Source organism: Novosphingobium sp. KACC 22771, from assembly GCF_028736195.1.
Classification (GTDB): Bacteria; Pseudomonadota; Alphaproteobacteria; order Sphingomonadales; family Sphingomonadaceae; genus Novosphingobium.
On record NZ_CP117882.1, the window covers coordinates 919,162 to 941,654 of the forward strand.

Genomic DNA, 22,493 nt, shown 5'->3' on the forward strand with positions numbered 1-22,493 from the left:
AAAGTGATTCAGAGCCACTTCTGCGGCGCGAAGGCTGGCGCCATACGCCACCGGCAGGATCGCCTGATGCTTGATGCTCGTCGTCGCATTGAGCATTCGGCTCACTTCCTCGCGGCTGAGCACGGTCGGCAAACCACGCGGACGTTTCACCCGGTGGAGCCTGCGGATCACGTCAGACCGGTCGAGCGTGCGGATGAAGAAGAACCGTAACGCCGAAACCGCGATGTTCATGGCCGGTGCGCCAAACCCCGTCTCGGTCTGCTCGATCTGGTAGCTGCGAAGGTACTCCTCGGTGGCGGTGTCGGGTGGGCGTCCCAGCCAGATCGCAAACCGTGTGATATCTCGCAAATAGCCGTGCTGCGTGGTGTGAACTGATGCGGTGGATGCCCCCTTCAACCAGCATCATACAATGCCGGTTGAAGGGGGCATCCACCGCATCAGTTCAATGTGTCGAAACCAGACACCTAGGGAACATATACCATGTGGCGTTGCGTGTCTCGCGAGTCGGCAGCACGTCTCACGCGGCGTTGCTGACCGTGCTGATATGCCTTTCCGTCTTGACTTCCGTGATCATTGTCAACTTCCTTGTCTGGAATGCAGACAATCATGCCGACCGGCTGTCGGCCGCCTCGATTTCCGGAGCAATCGATCGCGAACGTTCGCGTATCAGCAATGAAACGTACATCAATGCACATTGGAATGATGCCTTCGCCCATGCTTACGGCTCCTTGGACGATCCGTGGATCATGTCGCAATGGGGAACTCCCATAGCCTTGAGTTATGTGATTGACGCAAAAGGACGAACACCGTTTGCGCATCTCCCCTCAGGACGGAAGCTCCCTCTTGCTGACTTGATCGGACCCAGCGCGCTGAAAACTCTGCTTGCCAGCGTTCCTGCAAACGAGGCCGCCGTAAGGCGGCGCGGCGACGCGGTGGTGATGACCGGAAAGGCTGGCACGACCCCGGCTTTAATAGCGTTTTCACCGATCGTTCGGGAAAATGGCCCGGCAACGCTCGACAAGTCCTCTTATCGCATTTTTGTCGATATACGCTTGCTCGATGACAAACTGCTCGAAGAATGGGGGAAAGGCTTTGGTTTGCGGCATCTTCGGTGGTCCGGGGACGGCGCGCCCTCCGGGGACGAAGCCTCAACCGGGGTACGCGATTGGTCGGGTGCGCTGATCGGCACGATTGCCTGGAAACGCCTTGCTCCCGGTTCTTTGGCCGTTCGCGAATTGCTGCCGGTAATCTCCTTGTGTATCGTATCATTTCTGGCGGTCGCCGCCGTTATCGCGCGCCGTGTTCAAAATCTTAGTCGGGAACTGACGGTTCAGTCCCACAGCGCTCTCGAAGCTGGTCGGCAGGAACGGGAGGCACGCCTGCTGGCTGACAGCGACGAACTCACAGGCCTTTACAACCGGCGGCGTTTCTATGCCGATTTGGAAAGTGCGGTCATCCCGGCAAACCTCAACGCCATGACGGTGGGTTGGATTGATCTCGACCGCTTCAAGCCGATCAATGATACGTTCGGCCACCTCGTTGGAGACCGGGTGCTCGTGGAAGTCGCCCGTCTACTTAGCGACACGGCCTGCCCCATCGCCACGCTCTATCGCGTGGGCGGGGACGAGTTCGCGATGATCGTGTGGCTTGATGGAAAGGCCGCACGCAAATCCCTAGGCACATCAAGCTGATGTATTGACACGGAGAAGGCGTCAGATAGAGTCAATCGCAGGGAGGGTGCCCAGTTGATAGAGCCTGTAGCAGAAGACCAGTTTCAGGCATCGACTGAGCAGATCATGGCAGAACAATCGGCGCGTTTTCGCGAAGTGCTTGCTATTGACGGTCGAGGCACCAAGCTGATCCAGTTGTTCGACTATCTTGTGGCCCGATCTTCGGAATCGCGCGCTCCCAAGGAGGTTGAAATCGCGATGTCCGTGTTCGACAAGAACTCGGATTTCGATACTTCGCAAGACTCGACAGTCCGCGCCTATATTTATCGCCTGCGCCAAAGGCTTGAGGCCTTTAACGCCGGAGACAGCGGGCCGCGGTTGTATATCCCAAAAGGTGAATATCGGCTCCTGCTGCTTACAACGGACGATGACGCGGAACCGAATGATATTCCGCCCCCTCTGCCAATACCGGCACCCGGGCGGGGCGTCAGGATCGCATTGGGCGCGGCTTTCGCCGCAAGCGCGGTCCTTTGGCTGGTGCTATGGGGCTGGTTTGCCGATCGTGCGGAAACCACAGCCTCTCCCCTTGCCCAAAGTCAGCTTTGGAAGCCTGTTGCGGTTCACCCTCATTCCCCGGTCATTGCGGTCAGCGATTTTTACATGGTGGCCGAAGGCGCCGGAAATGGACCGATCGACCGGCTGGTGATGCATCCGGCAATCCAGTCTTCGCTCGATCTGGATGCCTATTTGGGCCAACGACCACAGCTTTATCCCGCCTTGCATGATCGCGACATCTATCGGATTCCATCCAGCATCGCGATGGTGGCGGTGACAACATTATCGTTGGCCGGTCAGGTGAGGCAGGATCACGCGATGGGCAGCATCGTGCCGGTGTCCAAAATCTCACAAGAGGTGATCGATACGCGCAATGTTATATACATCGCGCCGTTTTCGCAGTTGGGCAAACTTCGCTCGCCGATCCTTCCTGCTCTGGGTTACGCGCCGGGTGCCGACTTTGACGAAATCAGGGACACGGCAACGGGACAGACATTCCGGGCAAAAATGGACTCAGCCCCGGCATCGAGGACAAATGGGGCAATTGCATACAACCGGGCGGCAGACAATGCGATGGGCTATGATTACGGCTATATTGCAAGTTTCCCTGGTCGTGCCGGAAACAGGATGATCGTGATTGCCGGCATAGAGGACGCGGCATTGGCGCAGACAGTGCGTATCGTCTCAGACAGGCGGCAACTTGATGCGATTACCCAACACATTGGGCCTGCGGCGGCCTTCGAGGCGCTTTTCCAGTTCCGCACTGTTGGCAATCTGGTCTTCGAAACCCGATTAATCAATTCAAGAACGCTGAGGCTTGCCCCGGATCATGGTAACGCGCTCCTGAAAGAAAGCTAATCGTCGGGTTTGGTCTTGTCCCACATATGTGCCGATTTCAGCGGGCGCGCCATGATCAGGGTGCTGCCATAGGTTTGGTTGAACATTGTGCGCACCTGATAAAGTGCTTCGAACGCGGGCAAGGTGCCGCCCAACTGGCGGCGCAGATTCTCAATCATCTTTGAATCGGTAACAATCTCGGCCATCTGCCGCACCGCCGCATCCCCTGTGCCGGAAACAATCACAACAGAATGGCCGGACGGTCCGGGAAAGCTCGCCAGATAACCATAATCGCGTCGTGGAACAGTGCCGTCGTGAAGCACATAGGGGCTGTCGGAGACAAAGCGACGCGAGGATGCCTTGTCGATAAGATCAAAGCAATGCGCGCCGCAGTTGAACCCCGAGGCCTCCATAAGCGGTGTGCGCAACAGGTTCGACATTTCGTCCATCGTTCCGACATAGACAATATTGGAGGTCTGCATCATTGTGGGATCAAGGCCGAAAGATGTCGTCGGCTCGATCGTCGGAACCTGAAGGTAGGTTTCCACCGCGCTGACGGAACCCAGAATCTGCGCACTGACCGTGTGGAGTACCTGATCCTTGAGGCTTGTCGCAAGTTTTGGTCGGGAAGAAGTGTATCTGTACAATTCCTCTGCCGAATTGATGTTGAGATCGTGGACGATCTCACCGTCTTTCCGATCCCTTGCAGTGTCGATGAAGGCGAAATGGTCCCCTATCACCAAATAGGTCTTGCGCTCGCCCTTCGCGATCAATCCCCATAGCGGGGAGCGCACCGGCGCCCGCTCCGGCACCTGTTGATGATGCATGTAAAGCCATGCGGCGAAGCCATTCATAAGCACCAGAGCCGCCACCGCAATCCCCAGAAGCGGCAGCCGTCGAGACGCCACATCAGGCGCTTCCTCGGTGTCCGGCATGTCGGCCGGATCGTCCGGCTGCGTCATCTGGAGGGCATATTCGCCGGATGGTATGATCAGGCGCCGACCTGATTGGCCCTCATAAAACCCGTCCAGCTTCTTGCGAAGGCGATAGACGCCCACGCGCACCCGAGAGCCCTGCTGACCGGTTTCGATCATGTTGTTGGGAAAGATTTCGGCGGCGATGTCGGCTTCCCGCGGTCGCTGGCCGTTGATCGACTGTTGCAGCAGGTAATCGAAAATCCGCAACAGCGTGTCGGATCGATTGGATGCAAGGAACTCTCGAACCTTTTTGCCTTCCGCGATCAGGGCTCGCGTCTCTTCGTCAGAAAAATTCACGGCTGTCGGCGCCATTCTGTTGGCGCAGCCTTGACCCGGCCCGCAACGCCCGACCTATTCAAGAAACAGACCAAGACATCCCGAAACCGCCGTCCCAACAGTACCGGCCAGGGACAGATAGTTGATATTCCCGCATCAATTGTCACAAATTTGGCCATGACGACAAGCTATCCAAATATGTGGGATTATCAACCTCCTGCCCCTCGCCCTTGCAAACTTTCCGGCCACACGCATGGCCGAAACCGGCGCGCTGCAATCCGGCAGACGGGTGCGCTACTGTCCGTTTAAAACAGCGTCGCCGCCATCCATGCGGGCCAACAGCGAAAATGCCGAGCCGGCCCTACTTTGGTTCGAACGATACCGTGCCGTCAGGATTGATCTTTTCGAGGCTGTGATCGCAGACATATTCGGGAATGCGATATTTGTGGTTGCGCTTGTATCGCCATGTCCAGCGGTAAGGAGACTGAAGAAAGCCGGGATCTTCGATCGAGAAGTCGATCCGCATCTTGTCCGGACCTGTGATCCGGTACCGTTCGGTCACCTTGATCTTGTCGCTGTGCGGAATTTCGAAAAACTGCATATCCTCCTTTAGCCCGCGGGTGGTGACGACAAGGGTGTTTTTCTCCCAATGGGCGGAAGAAAAGCCATAGAACGTCGGCTCCAGATCGCCCTGTTTGGGAAAGGGCGCATTCATATAGATGCGGCGGGTCTGCATATAGAGTTCCGCCAAGACCGTGACCTGTCCCGGCGTCTGAAGGATCTGGATCGGATAGATGGCCTGCATGATCGTCGGCGTGCCTTCGGGCAGACACAGCGTGCTTGAGTCCGCAAGCGGCTTGCCTGCATCCAGCGCCGCCTGCCGCTTGGCCCGCTGTGATTTCCATGCGCTGGCATAAGGCTCTTTAAGATTTGGCCCCGGGCGTGGCGGAGGAATATCCTCGGCCCCACCAGCACCGCCTTCCTCGAAGGGGCTGGGATCTCGCTCCCAGACGCCGGTAAGATTATGCCAGCCATTCACGCTCGTGCTTGCAGGCCCGCGCGCAGGCTGGCCCGTTGCGGCAATCGCGGCCGGGGCAGCCAGCCAAATCGCCGTGGACAGGACCATGCCGGATACGCTTTTGATCCGCATGGAAGCGGCAGACCTTTCGTTCAAGGGACTCTGTTTTTGTCGCGAGGATTTCAACTGGTGACCGATTACCATGCCTTCAGCACCTTTCCGCCGGGCAAGGTGGCAGTCTTGAGCGCGCCACCCGGCCGACCGTCCCGCATGGGGAAAAACGCCACATCGATTTTGTCGCCCGCCTTGAGGGTATCGAACTTCCATCCGGTCTCCCGCATTCCGGACGGACTGCTGCACTCGAGGGTGTAGTTCGTGTTGCCGTTCTTGATCACCACATACACATGCGGGTTTGACCACTGAAATTGAACGACGGTTGCACCTTTGAATTCAACAGTACTGGCCTGATTGAACATGGCGAAAGAATGGTGTGCAGACACCGGTTGCACCATCGCCAGCATAGCGCCCGCCATGACAGCAATACCGAATTTTGCTCTTTTCATCTTGATCTCCATTTTCGCAGTGGGAACCGCCCGGCCGGATCGAACCCTCCGAACGCCCGCTGCCCGGCATCACTCCGTCGGCGAGCCGTCCCTCCCACATCTGCCGACTTGGCAATCGATGCACCTCGCAGGCTATGCCAGATGCCCACCATGCAGAACGTGCGAAGCCGTGGTGTAACCGTTTGACCATTGCGGGCTGCGGCACAGGGGCCGGGTTTCGGGCGTTCTGCGGGGCCTTTTCGAGCACAAGAGGTAACATGCAACCGGCCCGATCAAACGTTTCCAAACGGGTTTCCAGGCGATTTCACTATTTACAAGAGCGCAACAAATATCTGAAAAATTTAATCCTCGTTACCCGTTCGTAACAACGTACATCCATGCCCAAACAAGCCGCACAGCCTGATGACGCGGGCGTTTCAACTCGTCCGTTTGTGTCGGCGGGCCGATTTTCAAGCGTTGCAGGTTTTGCCGCAACGTTCGCTTGATCCAACCCAAAACAAAACATTCACCACAGGGAGTCATAAGAAAGTGAGCAGCGATCTCATGGGGACGACGATCTGTCGTCGATCCAAAGCAGCCCCGGCAACGATAGCCCAGAGTGGTGCCACATCGCTTCTGTCAGCGCTGCTGGCTGGTGCCGCCTTAACGCTTACCAGCGGTACGGCCGATGCACAAAATGTCGACCGGCAAGGCCCATCCAATACCATTCTGTCGCAGACCTCGGACATCGTCGTTTCCGCGCGGCGCAAGGATGAAAAGCTGACCGATGTGCCTGCCTCGATCACGGCCCTGTCATCCGATTTCATCAAGACGCAAAACATTCAGAACTTCACCGATTACGCGACCCGTGTGCCGAATCTCAGCTTTCAGTATGGACAGGGCGGCACCCTGCTATGGGCCGGTGACCGGGCAACAACCATTCGCGGTGTCGTCGGAAACGGGACCACATCCTATTACATCAACGACACGCCGGTTCCCTCCTCGGTCAGCCCGTTAACTTTAGACATAGACCGGATGGAGGTTTTGAAAGGCCCGCAAGGCACGCTGTTCGGCGCCAGTTCGATGGGCGGGAATGTGCGCTTCATCACCAAAAAGCCCTCGTTGAACCACAGTTCCGGGTCGGTTCAGGTCCAGGGCGGCGGCACGAAGGGCGCCGGGTTTGACGGCCAGGGCAACATGCAGGCCAATGTCGTGCTGGTGCCCGGCAAACTCGCGCTGGACCTTGCGGCCGGCTACCGACATGACTCGGGCTTTGTTACGCGCACCTTCCCTGATGCCGCCGGTCGGCTGGTATCGGTCGGCAATCAGGGAGCCAATGACGTTGTGGCAGGATCGGCCTCCTTGCGTGCCAAGCTGACCGATCGTCTGGAAGTCACGGCCTCGGTCATCGGCCAGTCCGACCTCCTGCATGGCTTTCCGGCTGCCTATGTGCCGCTGCCGGGCTATCGCCCGCTATCGTATGTCTCGAACCGTGATGCCGATGTGCAGGAATATTCGCGCGACACCTGGGGACTTGGCTCGCTGGTATTGAACTATGCCGGACAGGGTTTCTCGGCGGTGTCTTCGACAAGCCTGTTCGCGCGCCGTATCCGGCAACTTGAGGATGATACTGAGGGCAGCAACCTGTGGCTGGTCCAGAATTACGGATCGGATTTCGGCCATCCGGCGGTTACGGCCTATTCTGTCCTAAAGGAGCGGCGCTTTACGCATGAGGACCGCATTTCCTTTGACGAGGGCGCCGTATTGCCGCACCTGTCGGGGATCGCAGGCGTTTATTATCAGCACCTGTTTTCCAATTCGGCCGTTCCGGTCAACCACGTTCCGGGTCTGGCTGCTGCCGGTTTCGCACCGGACTGGTTTGGCGCCAATTCGGTCAACAACCGATCGGATGATTTCGCTCTTTTTGGCGAGGTTTACTACGAGCCCATACCCAAGCTGACCATTACCTTGGGACTACGTAAATATTGGAACAAAATCAGCATTGATGCCTCCAAAGACACCGGCATACTCTTTGCCCCGGACGGTTCAGACAACCCGGCTCTTGACCATAAACAAAACGGCTGGGTGCCCAAGGCCGTGGTGTCCTACAAGGTCGGGGACCAGGGCAACCTCTATGTGTCGGCGTCAAAGGGCTTTCGTCCCGGTGGCAGCACGACGCCGCTGCCCGACATTTGCAACGCGGATCTGGCCACACTCGGGCTCGATAACAACAAGATCCGGGAGTATCAGTCCGATTCGCTCTGGAATTATGAAATTGGCGCCAAGAGTCGCCTTGCCGGAGGCCGAATCAGTGCCTCGGCCGCAGCGTTCCAGATCGACTGGAGCAATATCCAGCAATCCACGATCCTGCCGAGTTGTCTGCTGCCCATCACCACAAACGCGGGCAAGGCCCGCATTCGCGGCGGCGAACTGGAGATTTCCGGCCGACCCTTTGCCTCCGTTCCGCTCTCGATTCAGGCGGGCCTGGGCTATACCAAAGGCGTTCTGCTGCAGCCAGGCGTGCTTCCGGTGCCCGCGAACAGCCCTTTGCCGCAGGTGCCTGAATGGAGCGGCACTCTCTCGGGCTATTACGAGAGCAAAATCAGCGAAACGCTCTCCTTCTTTGCGGCTGCCGACTACAGCTTTTCCGGCAGCACAAAGGTGTCCAACGGGGCCGGCGGCTTCTACACGCGCCAACCGATCAGCATGGTCAACGGCAACATGGGGCTGAGCTTTGGTCGATCCCAGGTGATGATCTTTGTAAAAAACCTGCTGGACAAGCGACTCAACTACGGCGACCAGCCCGCCTCCAGCTTCGACCGGCAGGAGTTGCTTGCCGACGGCACCTACCAACGCCTGCCGAGAGCGGTTGTCAGCCGTCCGCGCCAGATCGGTATCCAGTATCAACTTGATTTCTAATCGGATGAGCAGCGGTGGGAAACCTTCCTGCCGCTGTCGGTCATCGGTTATCCAGGGAGAAACAGCCATGTCTGCGCGAAGGTCTTTCATGAAACAGATCCTGGCGGCAACGGCCGCGGTCGGGCAATCCATCTGGACATCCACAGCCCTTGCCGAAGGCTTCAGGCCCGCCTCGGCGCGCATTTCCGGTGTCAAACCGCGCGATCAGACGATTTTTCGCCTGCCCGGCATGGGTGACGGCTACAAAATGACATGGGGGCCCAACGACCAGCAGTTCATCGTGCAGAACGATGGCACCGGGTTCACCACCGCGCCTCGACGTTTCTACAAACGCTCCCTTTGGAATTTGCGCGGACTTCCTCCTGCCCCCGTCGTGGACAAAGTGTCGGGCTATCCGTTCATCCTTCACACGGCCGGAGCAGAAGAAGCTCCCCACTATCACGGCCACGGCTTGCTGGCGGTGCATGGCCGGATCTATCAATCGCTCGGCGCGCTGGACCGGGCAGCGGATCGTCTCTCCCACTGGAATGCGGCCAAGCTGATCTATTCCGATGATGGGGGTCGCATCTGGCACAATCAGGATGGCAGCACGCCCGTTCACAACGAGGACTGGGCAGAGCAATCGCGCACGCGCCTTGCCTTCTTTGACGAGCCCGACGGCTGCTTTTCGCTGCTCAGTTTCCTGCAAATGGGGCAGGACTATCGCGCCAACCGCGATGGCAACATCTACGCATACAGTCCCAACGGAAATATCGATGGCTTGATGAATCAACTGATGCTGTTCCGCGTGCCGATCGCCGGAATGCTGGAGCGAACCGCCTATGAATTCTATGCGGGCCGCACCGCAGAGGGCGCCCCGGTCTGGAGCAAGGAGATAAGTGCGCGCCGACCCGTCCACATTTTTCCTCGCGGCTGGGTCAATCGCACAAGTCTCTTTGAAGGCGACATTGTTGTCGAAACCTGGTTGCCCAGCGTTGTCTGGAACGGCCCGCTTGGGGTTTACATGATGGTTGCCGCCGGCACCGGCTGCGCGCCCGACGGAACCGAGTTTGCACGCCCCTCCTATCTGGGCTTCTGGGTGTCGGACGCTCCCTGGGGGCCATGGCGGCAGGTCCATGAAGATCTGGCGTGGTCCCCGGGCGGCGATGCCGATGCGCGGCCCTATTCCCCCCAAATTGCGCCGAAATGGATTGCCCCGGACGGGAAGTCGCTTTGGCTGGTCTGGTCCGACCTCAAAGGGATCAGAAGCCTGGGGGAACAGGACGCGGCAGATCCAGCAACTCCCGCGCCGGAAGATCCGTTGGCCCAAGCTGACATCATGAGTCAGGCGATGCCGTTGCTCAGGTTCAACGCGCAGCGCTTCGATCTGGTCGCCCAATGATAGGCATATTGAGGTCTCCAGAGGCTGTTCTGGAAATCGCTCGATGGTTTTCGGATGCTTTCGCCATTGAGGATTCTACAAGCTGGTCCACGAATTGATGGCAACCTCCGTTTGAGTAATATCAGAATAGCACTACTATTTTTGAAAGAGGGTTCCGCGCCGCTGCGTTTGAGCGCGGCCTCGATCGGTGTGGCAGGCGATGCTTTCGCCGCCCGCCTTGGCTCGCTGCACGCCTTGACATTCGGCGCCGCCGGCGTGATGATCCCGGTTGGCGCGCCCGTTCTGAGCGATCCGGTCGATCTGGCGGTCAAGTCAGGCGCAAAGCTGATTGTGAGCGCCGCGCTGCCCCCATCAATGATGAACGAAGGGCGCGGCGGGGCTGGTTTTGTGATTGCTCCGGGCAATCAGGCCATGCAAACCGCGCTTGACCAGGCAGCCCCGATGAAGCAGGCCGCTGGTCACCGGCGTTTCAGTGCTGAGCGAGGCGCCGCCCCATGTCATTGTCGCGCTGGGCGATTCCGTCACCGATGGCAACAAGGACAGACCCGATGCTCTGCATGGCTGGCGCGCAGGCTGGCGGCGCGCAAGGGCGGCGGGCGCCATACGGTGTTGAATGCCGGGATCGCGGGCAACCGGGTGCTCTCGCCGGGGTGGGGTGCGGTAAGCATGGCACGGCTGGATCGGGATGTGTTGCGGATTGATGGCTTGACGCATCTCATCCTGCTTGAAGGCATCAACGACATCAATTTCTCCGGCCACAGCCTGTTTGGCGATTACTCGGACATCACGGCAGAGGAACTTATCGCCGGCTACCGCCAGATCATCGCGCGAGCCCATGCCCGCTCGGTGAAGATCTATCTCGGCACGCTGACGCCCAATCCCTTTGATCCTCTCACCTCAACCCCAGCCAAAGTGGCGATGCGCGACGCAGTCCACCACTGGATCCGCACATCGCACGCGCCGGATGCGGTGATCGATTTTGAAGCTATGGTGCGCGATCCGACCAAGCCGACGCAGTTCAAGCCCGAGTTCGATTCAGGCGATCATCTGCACCCCAGCGACTAGGGGCATCAGGCCATGGGCAATGGCATTGACCTCTCGCTCTTCCCCTGACGGCTCTCGCTGCGACGAGCGGAAGCCGGTTGAACTGCTCTGAAGCCGATAGCCTGCACCTGTCCTTCTGGCGCTCGTAACTCTTGGCGAGGTTGAAGCCGTTGTCATTTGTCTTGAGCAATTGGACATGATGGGACATGCCGACATGAACAGCCCCGCATTGAGCATTCAACCGCAAAACCGCATGCGCACGGGCTAGGCTAAACTGGGCCAGCGCGTCTGCCACATGAAAGGCCGCAAATCAGCGCCTGTGGGAAATTCTGGCGGCATGGACGCCAGCGCGTATGGGATCTGAGGCTTCCTGCCCGGCATCATCGCGGCGAAATCAGGTGTACCCGCGTGGCTGAAATGCGTGGACTGACCGCTGTCGCGATTGTCGAAACGGATCACGTGCAGACCCCGCGCAGCAAGATCCTGGCAAAAGGGCGCGGTCCAGCGGATCCTCTGCGTGCCCAGACCGGCGATCAGCAGGACAGGCGTGGCATCCGGCTCGCCAAAGCTGTCATAGGCCAGTTCCATGCCATTGGCCTGAATGATGGGCATGACCTCGCGCTTTCAATCCGCGACATCGGGCCGGGCGAGATGCAGCGCATAGTCGCGCACATCGGCGGGCCATGCCTCCATCGCCTCTTTCAGCGCGGCAAGGTCATGCGCGAAGAGCGCGCGTGAAGCCCGCTCAAAGCCGGGAAAATCACCCGCGAGCGCCGACATGAAGCGATAGGCCCGCTCATGGGCCAGACGTGCCGCCGTGCGCCCTTCATCCCCTTTTCGCGCCTGATCGATCAGACGCCGCAACGTTTGCGACGCCCCGCCCGGTTGTTGCGCCAACCAATCCCAATGGCGCGGCAGAAGCGTAACCTCGCGCGCGACCACGCCCAGCTTGGGCCTCCCCCGTTTGCGCGCTTCGGGCTGATGGCCCTGATAGGCGGCCAATCTGGAAATGATCTGTGCCGTGGTGCCGCGCAGGTCGATGTCGATCTGCGCGCCGGTGGCATCATCAAAGATCAGGATGGTGCTCGGGGCCGCCGCCATCTTCGCGTTCACGGCCAGCGCCACATCGGCCAGATCGCCGGAAGCGAGCTTCTCTGAGCCCATGAAGGCGGTGCAAGCCACGGCAAGCGGATGATTGGAGGGAGTGTCATTCATTTGACCCAGATGATTTGATTTTCTATGGGAGTCAATATATCCGGGTAATATAATCTGCGCAGCCCGCACCGCGCGATGGAGACAGAACATGAAAAGCAGCGACCGACGTGACGCACTGGCCACTTACAAGGAGCGCAAGGTGCAGGCTGGCATCTATGCCGTGCATTGCGACGCCACGGGCCAGCAATGGATCGGCAAGGCCCCCGACCTCGCCACGATCCGGAACCGCCTGTGGTTCACGCTGAGGCAGGGCAACAATCCCCACCGGAGCCTGCAGGAAGCCTGGGCTTTGCACGGCGCCGATGTGTTCAGTTTCGAGGTGGTAGAGCACGTCGACGAAGAGGCGCTCCAGTTCGGGCGCGACCGGGCGTTGAAGCGGCGCCTTGACCATTGGATTGCAATTCGGGGAGGAGCGCCGATTTGAGCGCTTTGTGCCAAGATAACCGACGTCTTTCTGATGATCGACGGCGGTCAATCGGCCCGCGTTTATCCAGCCCAGCGAGGCCATAAGCGGCCGCAGCCTTTCAGCAATGGCCTCGCTGCGCATAATGATAGTTTCCCGTGCCTCTCCGCCCTCTGAAAACCTTTGCCGTTGGCCTTGAGCCCGCTGGCCCCTACTTCGGCGGCGATGAGCTGGCCGCAGCACTGAGAATCAGTCACGCATCGGTCAGTGAGACCTCGCCACAACGCCCCGGCGCTTGCAAAAGCCGTTCATAAGGCTTCTCCTTCCACGCGTTCGGCGCGTTCGTAGCGGAGCAGGTCGCCAGGCTGGCAGTCGAGGAAGTCGCAGATGCGTTCGAGCGTTTCGAAACGGACGCCTTTCACGTGCCCTTTCTTGAGAAGCGAGAGGTTCGCTTCGGTGATCCCGACATATTCGGCGAGTTCCTTCGACTTGACGTTGCGCTCGGCCAGCATGACGCCGAGCCGGACCTGAATGGGCATGTCCGGCTCTCCTCAGACGAACTGATCGTTTTCGGCCGCGACATCGGCTGCTTCGACCAGCACGCCCGCGATGATCGCGACCATCCCGGCGAACAGCAGCGACAGCACGGTGTCCGAGCCAAGGTTGAGCGCCAGAGCGCGCGTGTGTGCGGGAGAAAGCGAGCTGAGCAGCAGACTGAGGATCGACCCGGCCACCGGCTTGAGCAACGCCGCCGCCGCCACACCGAGCGCGAAACCTCGCAGGCTTCGCGCGGCATCCGCGGAAAAGATACGCCCAGCCGCGAAGCAGCCAAAACAGCGCCGGGCGCTCAGCAGGCCGACAATCAACGCGCCGAGCGGGATCATGGCGATCGCGAAGGCGGCGAACCGCATGGCAAAACCTATTTCTGCCGGTGGGTGAAGGAGCAGACCCGCGTGGCGAAACAGCGTGCTGGCCGGTGTGAGGCACCAGTAGAGCAGCATCGCCATGGCAAGCAGGAACGCCACGGCCATGCTGGCCGTCGCCATCAACTCGCTCCGGCGGCGAACCCGATCCAGCCGGATGGCGCGGGGATCATCTTGTCGCGCCGTGACGCATATGCCGGATGAGGCCATGGCGGAATCTCCTTGTGACGCCATCCTATATCCTATATTTTCTGTTTTACGATAATATATTTTCGATCAACATTAAGTCTCTCGCAAGGAGATCCCATGCCGATTTTCCGAACCAATCCCGTGGCGGCAGCCGGACCCTTGCGCTCCCGCCGAAAAATGCTGCGCGATGCTTTTGGCCTCGCTGGCGCGATGGTGATCGGTTCGCGAACCGAGGCGACTGATTATCGCCCCGTGCGTTGCTCGGCGCGCGCGCCCTATTCCGGTGCACCGCTGCATCCGCCGGTGGATGCCGTTGAACTGACGGCGATCCCCGACCGCCCCCTGCCCGCCGCGACGATGGCGCTTCTTGATGCCGCCTTCGCCCGGCTGAAAGACTATACGGCGGCGCCCGCTTTGTCCGCCGCCGTAGCCTGTCCCGGCGTGGGCCTGTGGCATCGGCAATCGACACAGCCGGAGCGCCCGATCCTGTGGTGGGCAAGCGTCGGCAAAGCGTTCACCGCGACCGTGGTGCTGCAACTGGTGCAGGAAGCGAAGCTGTCGCTGGACGCGCCGGTGTCACAATGGGTCGAGGGCGTGCCGAACGGGCATATCGTTACGGTGAGAGACCTTCTTGCCCACACCTCCGGCCTGTTCAGCGCCAACGAGGACATGGTTGTGCGCGCCCATCCCGGTTACCGCGATCCGGCAACGATGCTCGCCATCGCCGGTCGGCACGGCGCGATGTTCTGCCCGGGCGAAAGATGGCGCTACTCGAACACCGGCTACGATGTTTTGGGCATGATCGTCGAAAGGGTTGACCGCCGGCCCCTTGATGCAGCGATCACGGCGCGGATCATCGAACCCCTTGGCCTGCGGTCGATGCGTGCGCTATCTCCCGGCCAACAGGCACGCGATGTTGCCCTGCCCGCATCGACGCAGGGCCAGACCATGGACCCAAGCTGGGCAGGCGCCGCCGGTCCTGTCGTCAGTGATGCCCGCGATATGGCCTTGGCCTGGGCGGCCCTTCTCGACGGACATTTTCTGCGCAAGAGCCTGCGACAGGAAATGACCGCGACCCTCTATCCAATGTTCGACCCCGGTACCTATTACGGGCTAGGCATGATGGTGTTCGAAGTACCGGACGGGCCACGGACGCTTCGCTGGATCGGCCATGCAGGCGGCGCCCCCGGCGTCAACGCCATTGCGCTCTACTCGCCTGATGACGACGCTATCGTCACGGTCGCGATGACCGGAGAGGGTTCCGCGACGGCCTGCGCGAACTTAATCCTCAAGGCACTCAGACCTTAGGGGAAACCCCGCCGCCAACCCCGACTTGCAGAGCACAATGCTGTTCCGTTGGGAGCTGTCGTCAGTTCGTGCCGTGCGAAGGTCTGATACAGGGCTCACATGCGCCAGGCCCAAGTCACGTAAGAGGACCGAAAACACTTTACCGTTCCATCACCCTCGCTTTGTAATCTCCTTCCTGTCAGCCAATCCCCCTGCGCAATTCCTCCATAACCACGCGGAAAGCAGGGGAGAGATTTCTGCGGCTTGGGTAATACAAGTGGTGCCCCGCAAAAGGCGGGCACCAGTCCTCAAGCACACGAACCAGGGCTCCTTGGCGCATCAGGTCCAGCACGGCGGCATCCTCCACAACGCAGGCCAGCCCGTGCCCGGCCACCGCGCAACGCAGGGCCATGGATGCATCATTGGCGATAAACGGTCCCTCCACCCTGACATTCAGCGCCTGCCCGTCTTTTTCGAACTCCCACGCGTAAAGATTGCCCCGGGTTGCCATACGCAGGTTGATGCAACGGTGCGCGATCAGATCGCGCGGGCTGCGGGGCGCGGGGTGGGCCGAAAGATAGGCAGGCGCCCCGACCACCGCCATGCGCAGATCCGGCCCAATGCGCAGCGCGATCATGTCCTTTTCGAGGCTTTCCCCCAGCCGCACCCCGGCGTCGAAGCGATCCTCAACGATGTTGGTCAGCGCACCGTCCAGCGACAGCTCGACCACAATGCCATCATGGCGCGCCATCACGCGGTCGATGGCAGGCCACAGCAGGCTTTCGGCAGCGTGTCGGCTGGTGGTGATGCGCACCAGCCCGGTCGGCTTCTCGCGCAGCGCCGCGATCTCGCCAAGTCGGCTGCGGATATCCCCAAGCGCGGGGCGCAAGGTGGCCAGCAATTGTTCGCCCGCCTGTGTCGGGTTCACGCTTCGCGTGGTGCGCGCCAGCAGGCTGACACCAAGATGGCCTTCCAGCCGCCGTACCGCGCCGCTTACCGCCGATTGCGAGGTGCCAAGCCGCACCGCCGCGCGGGTAAAGCTGCGCTCTTCGGCAACAGCGAGAAAGATAGCCAGATCGCCCAGTTCATCGCGCATGATTTATCACATTTCAGTATAGGTTTATGCAAAAATGCACGACTTATCGGGATAATTCAAGCGCGGTACAAGGGCACCATCATCCCGCCCATGGGCGGAAAAACAAGGATGGAAACGCATGGAAAAGCGCGTTCTGGGCCAAGACCTTGCCGTCTCGGCCATCGGCTTTGGGTGCATGGGCCTCAGCTTTGGCTATAACAAGACCAGCCCGATCGAGCGGAGTGACGCCATCGCCCTGTTGCGCGAGGCCGTGGAGGCGGGCGTGACCTTTTTCGACACGGCGGAAGTCTATGGCCCGTGGACGAATGAGGAATTGCTGGGCGAAGCTCTGGCGCCGTTTCGTGGCGAGGTGGTGATAGCCACAAAATTCGGTTTCGATCTCGATCCTGCCGCCAGCCCGCCGATGCGCGGGTTAAACAGCCGCCCGGAACAGATCCGCAAAGTGGCAGAGGAATCCTGCCGCCGCCTGGGCGTCGAAGCGCTCGACCTGTTTTACCAGCACCGCGTCGATCCGGCCGTACCGATCGAGGATGTGGCCGGAACGGTGGCGGATCTGGTGCGCGAGGGCAAGGTGCGCCATTTCGGCCTTTCCGAAGCGGGGGTGGAAACGATCCGCCGCGCGCATGCGGTGCTGCCCGTTGCCGCGCTGCAAAGCGAATATTCGCTGTGGACGCGCGATGTGGAGGCCGCGATCCTGCCCGCCTGCCATGAACTGGGGATTGGCTTTGTGCCGTTCAGCCCGTTGGGCAAGGGGTTCCTTACCGGAACGATCGAGGCCGGAAAGAGCTTTGGCGAAGGCGACATCCGCGGCGGCATCCCGCGTTTTCAGGGCGATGCCTATGAACACAATCTGGCGCTGGTGCGCCTGTTGCAGGACGTGGCCAGCGAAAAGGGCGCAACCGCAGGGCAGATCGCACTGGCCTGGGTGATGGCACAGGCACCTTCCATCGTGCCGATCCCAGGCACCACCAAGGCCCATCGCATGCGTGAGAACACCGCCGCCGCCGATCTGGCGCTGTCCCCCGCCGAATTGGCAAGGATCACCGCCACCGCCGATGCCATTGGCGTGATGGGTGATCGCTATCCTGCCGCCGCCATGCAGATGGTGCAAAAATAACCATTCAGGGAGAACCCGCCATGCCCAGCCTGAAAGTCAACGGCACGATGCGTGAGGTTACCGCATCACCGGAAACGCCGCTTCTCTATGTCTTGCGCGGAGAACTGGATGTGATGACGCCCAAATTCGGCTGCGGGATGGCGCAATGCGGGGCCTGTTCGGTGCTGGTGGACGGGGTGGAAACCCGCGCCTGCATCACGCCGCTCTCCACGCTTGAGGGTAAAGAAGTGACCACAGTGGAAGGCCTGCCCGCGCGCTGGAAACATCAGCATGCAGGCGCCAAGCCCGATGCGCTGCATCCGGTACAACAGGCCTGGATCGACGAGCAGGTACCGCAATGTGGCATCTGCCAGTTTGGCATGATGATCAAGGTGACCGAACTGCTGGAAGCGAACCCTCGCCCGAGTGACGAGGATATAAAGCAGGCGTTGACCACATCCGGCCCGTCGCCCCACCTGTGCCGTTGCGGCAGCTATGCAGCGATCCTTGAAGGCGCGCATCGCGCTGCCAAACTTATGGCGCAAGGAGGCGCGGCATGAACGCGCCCCTCTCCATCCATGGCGCGCGGCTTGACCGGCGCGGCTTTATGGGCGTCGGCGGCGCATTGGTGGCGGTTCTGGCCATGCCCGGCATCCCGGCCAAGGGCGCCAAGGCGATCGGCGCATCGCTGAACGCGGCGCGCAGCCAAAGCTGGATCGACATTCAGGCCGACGGCCAGATCCTGCTTCGCACCGGCAAATGCGATTTCGGCCAAAGCACGATCTACACCGCCTATCGCCAGATTGCGGCGGAGGAACTCTGCGTGCCGCTGTCGGCGATCACCACTGTCATTTCGGGCGATACGGATCGCACACCTGATGGCGGGGGCACGTTCGGCCTGCTCCGCTATGGGCAAAATCTGCGCAAGGTCGCCGCCCTGCTGCGCGAGGCGGCGCATGAACTGGCCGCCCGGAAACTGGGGGCTCCACGCGCCGAGGTGGCTTTGCACGATGGCATTTTCGCAGCGGGCGGACGCAGCCTGACCTATGCGGAGTTGGTGCAAGGCGAGCAATTGCAACTGACCATTCCGGTGGCGGGGGATCTAACCCTTCCCATGGGCTTGCGGGTGGATGCCAATCCGCCCTTCAAGCCCGTCAAGGATTACACCATCATCGGCCAAAGCGTGCCCAACCCTTCGATCCGGCCAAAGGTGGCAGGTGAGACCATATGGGTGGGCGATGTGAAACTGCCCGGCATGCTGCACGCACGGGTGATCCATCCGGCAACGCTGGGCTCCACACTGGTTAAGGCTGGCCTGCTGGATCGGGCGCAATATCCCACGGCACGGCTGGTTCGTCTGGGCAATCTGCTGGCTGTCGTTTCTCCGCAGGAGTGGGAGGCTGTACAAGCGGCGCAGGCCGTTGCCGCCGACACGCAATGGAGCGCCTGGGCGGGCTTGCCGGACCAGGCAAAGCTGGCCGATCACCTGCGCCAAGCCAGCGCGCAAGATGCCTTCCCCGCCCGCGCAGGCCGCGCCAACAAGGGCAATGTGGCCGGTGTGACGGGCGCGAAAACCCACCGCGCCACTTACAGCATGCCGTTTTACAAGCATGCGCCGATCAGCCCGATGGTCACGCTGGCCGATGTTCGACCCGATGGCACGACCACGCTGCACACCCACAGCCAGAACGCGCAACATCTGCGCCGCATGATCGCCTTGATGCTGGGCTGTGGTGAGGAACAGGTTACCGTCCGTACCTATCCGGGCGCGGGCCACTATGGCCGATCCAATGGCGGCAGCGCGGGGAGCGAGGACGAGGCCGTACTCCTTTCGCGTGCGGTAAGTGCCCCGGTGCGGGTACAATGGATGCGCGCCGATGATATGGGCTGGTCCACCAACTCGCCCGCAACGCTGGCCGATCTGGCCATTACGCTTGATGATGGCGGGCGCATCGCCGCCTATCAGGCCACCCACCATATGCCCGGCATGCAGGATGACCGATTGATCGGCGCCATGCTGGCGGGGGAAAAGGTGATCGACGCTCCATCGCCCGATACCACCTATGGTTTCCAGAACGCCTTGCTCAATATTGCGGACACATGGGTTTATGGCACGGTGCCAGCAGTCAGCGAAACAGGCTACGGCCAATATCATATGGGGCAAAAGGCATCGCCACTGGGCGCTGGCCTGCGCAACCATTCGATGCGCACGCCGATCCAGTTCCAGCAGAACTTCCCCCGTGAAATGGCCATCAGCGAGGCCGCCATGCTGGCGGGCAAAGACGCGCTGCAATTCCGGCTCGACCATGTTGACGATCCACGCTTCAAAGCCTTGCTCGAACGTTTGCGCGCGGAATCGGGCTGGATCAGGCGCCCTTCCCCCGCCCCCGGCGCCCGCGCCACCGGCAAAGTCGCAATGAAAGGCCAAGGCGTATCGATCATGCTGCGCGACAACGGCTATTGGGCCTGTGCCGCGCATGTCAGCGTGGTGCCGAGTACCGGCGCCGTGAAGGTGGAGCGCATCACCATCGCCGCCGATGTCGGTATCATCATCAACCCCATGCAACTGCGCCGCCAAATTCAGGCAGGTTGCCTGATGGGGGTCAGCCAGGCCCTGCACGAGGAGGTCAGCTTTGATAGCGGCGCCATCACCGCGCTCGATTGGTCAACCTATCCCATTCTCACCATGGCCGAGATGCCGGAATTACGCGTGGTGCTGAGTGATAACAGCGGTGTCGGCAATTACGGGCAAGGTTCGGAAAGCGCCAACGCCCTTGCGGCCCCGGCCATTGCCGCTGCCGTGATGGACGCTACAGGCATCCCCATCAGACGCTTGCCGCTGAGAGTGGGCTATGTGAGGTCCGCCCTTGTGGAGAATGGCTGAGCACTGCATCCCACATGATCAGGTGGATTGGGTGGGACTGTCATTGGCATAGCTGCCCAGCGGCCAATGGAACTGTCGGGCGGCTGTACGGATCGCCGCCATAGCAGTCGTTCGAGGGCCTGGACGTGATCCCTCAAACCGATCTTTCCTTCATCTGGCTGAGATGAACGCATGTGGACGGTTAAGCCGGTGCAACCGAGGCAGAACGACGCCATTCCTCTGATGTTTCATCCAGATAGACATAGAGTGCGGTGATCTTTCCGTCCTTTACGGCAATGACATCCAACCCTGTATAGACTGGCGCTACACCTGCGATCCCCAGACCAGACGCCCTGCATCACGCAGCGCCTTTGACGTGCCAAGGGGTGTGTAAACGAATTGTGGATGGGTGGCCCGCACTGTGGCGGCGAAACTGTCTATCATCGCGCGGGGCATCATCGCCCTCGCCCAAGACCTGCTGAAGGTTGCGGGCGAGCTGTTCGCAAATGCGTGCTGGGTTTTCGTTGGATTGGATCATGGCGAGACCCCTCTGGATAGGGGGCGCGGCTGACACGGCGGCGCCCTGTTTGGGGGTGGTTCAGATCTGGGCCATGCCGCCATCGACGAAGAGTTCAATACCGTTGACAAAGCTGGCCTAATCGGAGGCCAGGAACAACACCGCCTTGGCGATTTCCTCGGGCTGACCCACGCGAGCCAGCGGCACCTGCGCGGCCATGAAATCGAGCAGGCCCTGTTGGGCGGCGGCATCGGGGCCGGCCAGTTCGACAAGGCCAGCGGTCTCGATCGGGCCGTGGACATGATCGAGGAGCGCATTGATCTTGCGCTGCGCGTGCGTGTGGCGCCGACCAGCGATGCCGCGCTAACAATGCGCACGCTGGGCACATCCGCACGCATTCTGGTGGCCAGTCTGCAGATGGCGAGCCACATCGGTGGCGGACTTTCCAGCTTGGTCCAGGTGCCGACGCTGGGCACCAATGATGATATCGGCGAAATCGAGTGTATACTGGAGTGCAACGATGGTGCGACACACCGATTGCGTCACACACCCCGCATGACCTGTGGAGATCTGACCGCCATGCGCACGGCGGCGATCCAAGGTCTGGGCGTGGCGCTCTTGCCTGATCACATCTGCGCAGATGCGCTGAAGAATAGCCAACTGGTGCATGTTTTGCCCCAATGGCGCGCGCAAATCGGCATCGTCCACCTGGTATTCACGACAAGGCGCGGCCTTCCTCCCGCCCTGCGCGCCTTGATCGATCATCTGGCGGCGGCATTTCAAAAGTGAAGCGGCCGCCCCAATTCCGGCCCTTTCAAGTCGCTGATTGAGGCGTTGGAACCGACCATTGGTGCAACAGGTTCAAGTCAGCAATGAGCGACGAGTTTCAAAGTGTCCAATCAGGCGGGTAGGCAGCGTTATGGTGGACCCCGCAGGTCAGTTCTTCAGCCAATGTTTGATCCTTCCAACTCAGCGACACGGGCGCGCAAAAGGTCAATTTCGGCCAGCAGGGGCCGAGTGGCTTCTGCAATCTGCGCTTTGGTAAAACGGGGTGTGATATGCTGAGGGCAATTCCAGTCGAACCCGACGATATCGATCACGAAGGCCCTCTCTCCTTCGGCCTCGTATCCGGGCACCATCAACGCTGCGACTTTCTCAGGATCGTCGGTGGTATGGGCATGGCCGATCATTTTGAGCCGACGCCGGTTCGGATAGTCCATCAGGAACAGGCATACCCGATTGTCGGCAGCCAAATTCGCCGTCGAAAGATACTGCCGATTGCCGCGATAATCGGCAAAACCGATACGGTTGCCGGAGATCCAGCGCAAAAATCCCGCCGGGCCGCCGCGATGCTGGACATAGGGCCAGCCACCTTCGCTGAGGCTGGCCAAATAGAAGCTGTCCCGCGCGGCGATGAAATCCAGTTCTCGATCAGTAAGATTATCCATCTCGCCCGCCGGGGCCTCCATGCGGGCATAGGATGCCCGCGAACCGTCGATTTCCTGCAAGGCGCGCGAGCGGGGGCCGAACATGGTTTTGAAGAATGTGTGTGCCATCGAACTGGGCCTCCTCGGGCGCGTTCGATCAGCCCTGCGCGAAGGCGGGCAGATCGGGATTGATCGTGAGCATACCGGAGAGCCAATCGGGCTAACCGCAGGCAATGTTCTGGAAGCGTGAGTAAGCCA

General features: G+C 60.5%; 19 protein-coding genes and 3 pseudogenes. 11 read left to right on the top strand and 11 right to left on the bottom strand.

Annotated features, from left to right (window positions below; genetic code table 11):
• Positions 1–12: 12 nt before the first annotated feature.
• Positions 13–363: pseudogene (locus PQ467_RS20975) on the bottom strand (integrase); the annotation flags it as partial.
• A 119-nt stretch (positions 364–482) separates the two neighbouring features.
• Here PQ467_RS20975 and PQ467_RS20980 point away from each other — a divergent pair.
• Together PQ467_RS20980 and PQ467_RS20985 are read left to right on the top strand one after the other, a co-directional pair.
• Entirely contained in the window at positions 483–1,691 is a 1,209-nt protein-coding gene (locus tag PQ467_RS20980) for a GGDEF domain-containing protein (RefSeq protein WP_274176420.1), read from the top strand.
• Positions 1,692–1,745: 54 nt separating this feature from the next.
• A complete protein-coding gene (locus PQ467_RS20985; protein WP_274176421.1) occupies positions 1,746–3,083 on the top strand; it encodes a hypothetical protein in 1,338 nt (445 codons plus the stop codon).
• Here PQ467_RS20985 and PQ467_RS20990 read toward each other — a convergent pair.
• The 3 genes from PQ467_RS20990 to PQ467_RS21000 form a co-directional block, all read right to left on the bottom strand.
• Entirely contained in the window at positions 3,080–4,351 is a 1,272-nt protein-coding gene (locus tag PQ467_RS20990; RefSeq protein ID WP_274176422.1) for a hypothetical protein, read from the bottom strand. The genes PQ467_RS20985 and PQ467_RS20990 overlap by 4 nt on opposite strands.
• 325 nt (positions 4,352–4,676) lie before the next feature.
• Positions 4,677–5,441 (bottom strand): hypothetical protein, encoded by a 765-nt coding sequence (locus PQ467_RS20995; RefSeq protein ID WP_274176423.1) that lies wholly within the window; start codon positions 5,439–5,441, stop codon positions 4,677–4,679.
• An 89-nt stretch (positions 5,442–5,530) separates the two neighbouring features.
• On the bottom strand, positions 5,531–5,896 hold the full coding sequence (locus PQ467_RS21000; protein ID WP_274176424.1) for a DUF6152 family protein: 366 nt from the start codon (positions 5,894–5,896) through the stop codon (positions 5,531–5,533).
• A 402-nt stretch (positions 5,897–6,298) separates the two neighbouring features.
• Between PQ467_RS21000 and PQ467_RS21005 the strand changes: the two genes are divergently transcribed.
• The 3 genes from PQ467_RS21005 (at position 6,299) to PQ467_RS21015 (ending at position 11,240) form a co-directional block, all read left to right on the top strand.
• Positions 6,299–8,794, top strand: coding sequence for a TonB-dependent receptor (locus PQ467_RS21005; RefSeq protein WP_274176425.1), 2,496 nt, complete (start codon positions 6,299–6,301; stop codon positions 8,792–8,794).
• Positions 8,795–8,882: 88 nt separating this feature from the next.
• Positions 8,883–10,175 carry a hypothetical protein gene (locus PQ467_RS21010; protein ID WP_274176426.1) on the top strand — a complete coding sequence of 431 codons (1,293 nt, stop codon included), beginning with the start codon at positions 8,883–8,885 and terminating at the stop codon, positions 10,173–10,175.
• 54 nt (positions 10,176–10,229) lie between these two features.
• Entirely contained in the window at positions 10,230–11,240 is a 1,011-nt protein-coding gene (locus PQ467_RS21015) for a GDSL-type esterase/lipase family protein (RefSeq protein WP_274176427.1), read from the top strand.
• 243 nt (positions 11,241–11,483) lie between these two features.
• Here PQ467_RS21015 and PQ467_RS21020 read toward each other — a convergent pair whose 3' ends face one another.
• Together PQ467_RS21020 and PQ467_RS21025 are read right to left on the bottom strand one after the other, a co-directional pair.
• The gene (locus PQ467_RS21020) at positions 11,484–11,831 is read right to left on the bottom strand and encodes an alpha/beta fold hydrolase (RefSeq protein WP_274176428.1); all 348 of its coding nucleotides are present in this window, start codon (positions 11,829–11,831) and stop codon (positions 11,484–11,486) included.
• 12 nt (positions 11,832–11,843) lie between these two features.
• Complete coding sequence (locus tag PQ467_RS21025; protein ID WP_274176429.1) at positions 11,844–12,434, bottom strand: DUF2239 family protein; 591 nt, start codon at positions 12,432–12,434, stop codon at positions 11,844–11,846.
• Between the two features lie 88 nt (positions 12,435–12,522).
• Here PQ467_RS21025 and PQ467_RS21030 point away from each other — a divergent pair, with 88 nt between their 5' ends.
• Entirely contained in the window at positions 12,523–12,858 is a 336-nt protein-coding gene (locus tag PQ467_RS21030) for a GIY-YIG nuclease family protein (protein ID WP_274176430.1), read from the top strand.
• Between the two features lie 287 nt (positions 12,859–13,145).
• Here PQ467_RS21030 and PQ467_RS21035 read toward each other — a convergent pair whose 3' ends face one another.
• Entirely contained in the window at positions 13,146–13,376 is a 231-nt protein-coding gene (locus PQ467_RS21035; protein ID WP_274176431.1) for a helix-turn-helix domain-containing protein, read from the bottom strand.
• A gap of 12 nt (positions 13,377–13,388) precedes the next feature.
• Complete coding sequence (locus PQ467_RS21040; RefSeq protein ID WP_274176432.1) at positions 13,389–13,970, bottom strand: DUF2975 domain-containing protein; 582 nt, start codon at positions 13,968–13,970, stop codon at positions 13,389–13,391.
• 96 nt (positions 13,971–14,066) lie between these two features.
• On the opposite strand from PQ467_RS21040, the gene PQ467_RS21045 reads away from it, so the two are divergent.
• Positions 14,067–15,257, top strand: a complete 1,191-nt coding sequence (locus tag PQ467_RS21045; protein WP_274176433.1) for a serine hydrolase domain-containing protein — start codon at positions 14,067–14,069, stop codon at positions 15,255–15,257.
• Between the two features lie 178 nt (positions 15,258–15,435).
• On the opposite strand, the gene PQ467_RS21050 is transcribed toward PQ467_RS21045, so the two are convergent.
• Positions 15,436–16,335, bottom strand: coding sequence for a LysR family transcriptional regulator (locus PQ467_RS21050; protein WP_274177275.1), 900 nt, complete (start codon positions 16,333–16,335; stop codon positions 15,436–15,438).
• Positions 16,336–16,450: 115 nt separating this feature from the next.
• Between PQ467_RS21050 and PQ467_RS21055 the strand changes: the two genes are divergently transcribed.
• Genes PQ467_RS21055 through PQ467_RS21065 form a run of 3 tightly spaced genes read left to right on the top strand, consistent with a single transcriptional unit; the run spans position 16,451 to position 20,312 of the window.
• Positions 16,451–17,449 carry an aldo/keto reductase gene (locus PQ467_RS21055; RefSeq protein WP_274176434.1) on the top strand — a complete coding sequence of 333 codons (999 nt, stop codon included), beginning with the start codon at positions 16,451–16,453 and terminating at the stop codon, positions 17,447–17,449.
• Between the two features lie 20 nt (positions 17,450–17,469).
• Positions 17,470–17,988, top strand: a complete 519-nt coding sequence (locus PQ467_RS21060) for a (2Fe-2S)-binding protein (protein ID WP_274176435.1) — start codon at positions 17,470–17,472, stop codon at positions 17,986–17,988.
• Complete coding sequence (locus PQ467_RS21065) at positions 17,985–20,312, top strand: molybdopterin cofactor-binding domain-containing protein (RefSeq protein ID WP_274176436.1); 2,328 nt, start codon at positions 17,985–17,987, stop codon at positions 20,310–20,312. Before PQ467_RS21060 ends, PQ467_RS21065 begins: the two co-directional genes overlap by 4 nt.
• A 634-nt stretch (positions 20,313–20,946) precedes the next feature.
• Here the strand turns inward: PQ467_RS21065 and PQ467_RS21075 are convergent.
• Positions 20,947–21,102, bottom strand: a pseudogene (locus PQ467_RS21075) (SDR family oxidoreductase); the annotation flags it as partial.
• On the opposite strand from PQ467_RS21075, the pseudogene PQ467_RS21080 reads away from it, so the two are divergent.
• Positions 21,091–21,597 (top strand): annotated as a pseudogene (locus tag PQ467_RS21080) (LysR substrate-binding domain-containing protein); the annotation flags it as partial. The pseudogenes PQ467_RS21075 and PQ467_RS21080 sit on opposite strands and share 12 nt — an antisense overlap.
• A 155-nt stretch (positions 21,598–21,752) precedes the next feature.
• Here the strand turns inward: PQ467_RS21080 and PQ467_RS21085 are convergent.
• Positions 21,753–22,364: a pyridoxamine 5'-phosphate oxidase family protein gene (locus PQ467_RS21085; protein WP_274176437.1), complete on the bottom strand. Its 612-nt coding sequence runs from the start codon at positions 22,362–22,364 to the stop codon at positions 21,753–21,755.
• Positions 22,365–22,493: the final 129 nt, after the last annotated feature.

Excerpts from the sequence above, each read along its gene's own strand:
- PQ467_RS21065 (WP_274176436.1), top strand. The coding sequence starts at position 17,985 with ATGAACGCGCCCCTCTCCATCCATGGCGCGCGGCTTGACCGGCGCGGC.
- PQ467_RS21040 (WP_274176432.1), bottom strand. The coding sequence starts at position 13,970 with ATGGCCTCATCCGGCATATGCGTCACGGCGCGACAAGATGATCCCCGC.
- PQ467_RS21025 (WP_274176429.1), bottom strand. The coding sequence starts at position 12,434 with ATGAATGACACTCCCTCCAATCATCCGCTTGCCGTGGCTTGCACCGCC.
- PQ467_RS21060 (WP_274176435.1), top strand. The coding sequence starts at position 17,470 with ATGCCCAGCCTGAAAGTCAACGGCACGATGCGTGAGGTTACCGCATCA.
- PQ467_RS21015 (WP_274176427.1), top strand. The coding sequence starts at position 10,230 with ATGCTTTCGCCATTGAGGATTCTACAAGCTGGTCCACGAATTGATGGC.
- PQ467_RS21010 (WP_274176426.1), top strand. The coding sequence starts at position 8,883 with ATGAAACAGATCCTGGCGGCAACGGCCGCGGTCGGGCAATCCATCTGG.
- PQ467_RS21005 (WP_274176425.1), top strand. The coding sequence starts at position 6,299 with ATGACGCGGGCGTTTCAACTCGTCCGTTTGTGTCGGCGGGCCGATTTT.
- PQ467_RS21020 (WP_274176428.1), bottom strand. The coding sequence starts at position 11,831 with ATGCCCATCATTCAGGCCAATGGCATGGAACTGGCCTATGACAGCTTT.
- PQ467_RS21085 (WP_274176437.1), bottom strand. The coding sequence starts at position 22,364 with ATGGCACACACATTCTTCAAAACCATGTTCGGCCCCCGCTCGCGCGCC.
- PQ467_RS21045 (WP_274176433.1), top strand. The coding sequence starts at position 14,067 with ATGCCGATTTTCCGAACCAATCCCGTGGCGGCAGCCGGACCCTTGCGC.
- PQ467_RS21055 (WP_274176434.1), top strand. The coding sequence starts at position 16,451 with ATGGAAAAGCGCGTTCTGGGCCAAGACCTTGCCGTCTCGGCCATCGGC.
- PQ467_RS21035 (WP_274176431.1), bottom strand. The coding sequence starts at position 13,376 with ATGCCCATTCAGGTCCGGCTCGGCGTCATGCTGGCCGAGCGCAACGTC.
- PQ467_RS20995 (WP_274176423.1), bottom strand. The coding sequence starts at position 5,441 with ATGGTCCTGTCCACGGCGATTTGGCTGGCTGCCCCGGCCGCGATTGCC.
- PQ467_RS21030 (WP_274176430.1), top strand. The coding sequence starts at position 12,523 with ATGAAAAGCAGCGACCGACGTGACGCACTGGCCACTTACAAGGAGCGC.
- PQ467_RS21000 (WP_274176424.1), bottom strand. The coding sequence starts at position 5,896 with ATGAAAAGAGCAAAATTCGGTATTGCTGTCATGGCGGGCGCTATGCTG.
- PQ467_RS20990 (WP_274176422.1), bottom strand. The coding sequence starts at position 4,351 with ATGGCGCCGACAGCCGTGAATTTTTCTGACGAAGAGACGCGAGCCCTG.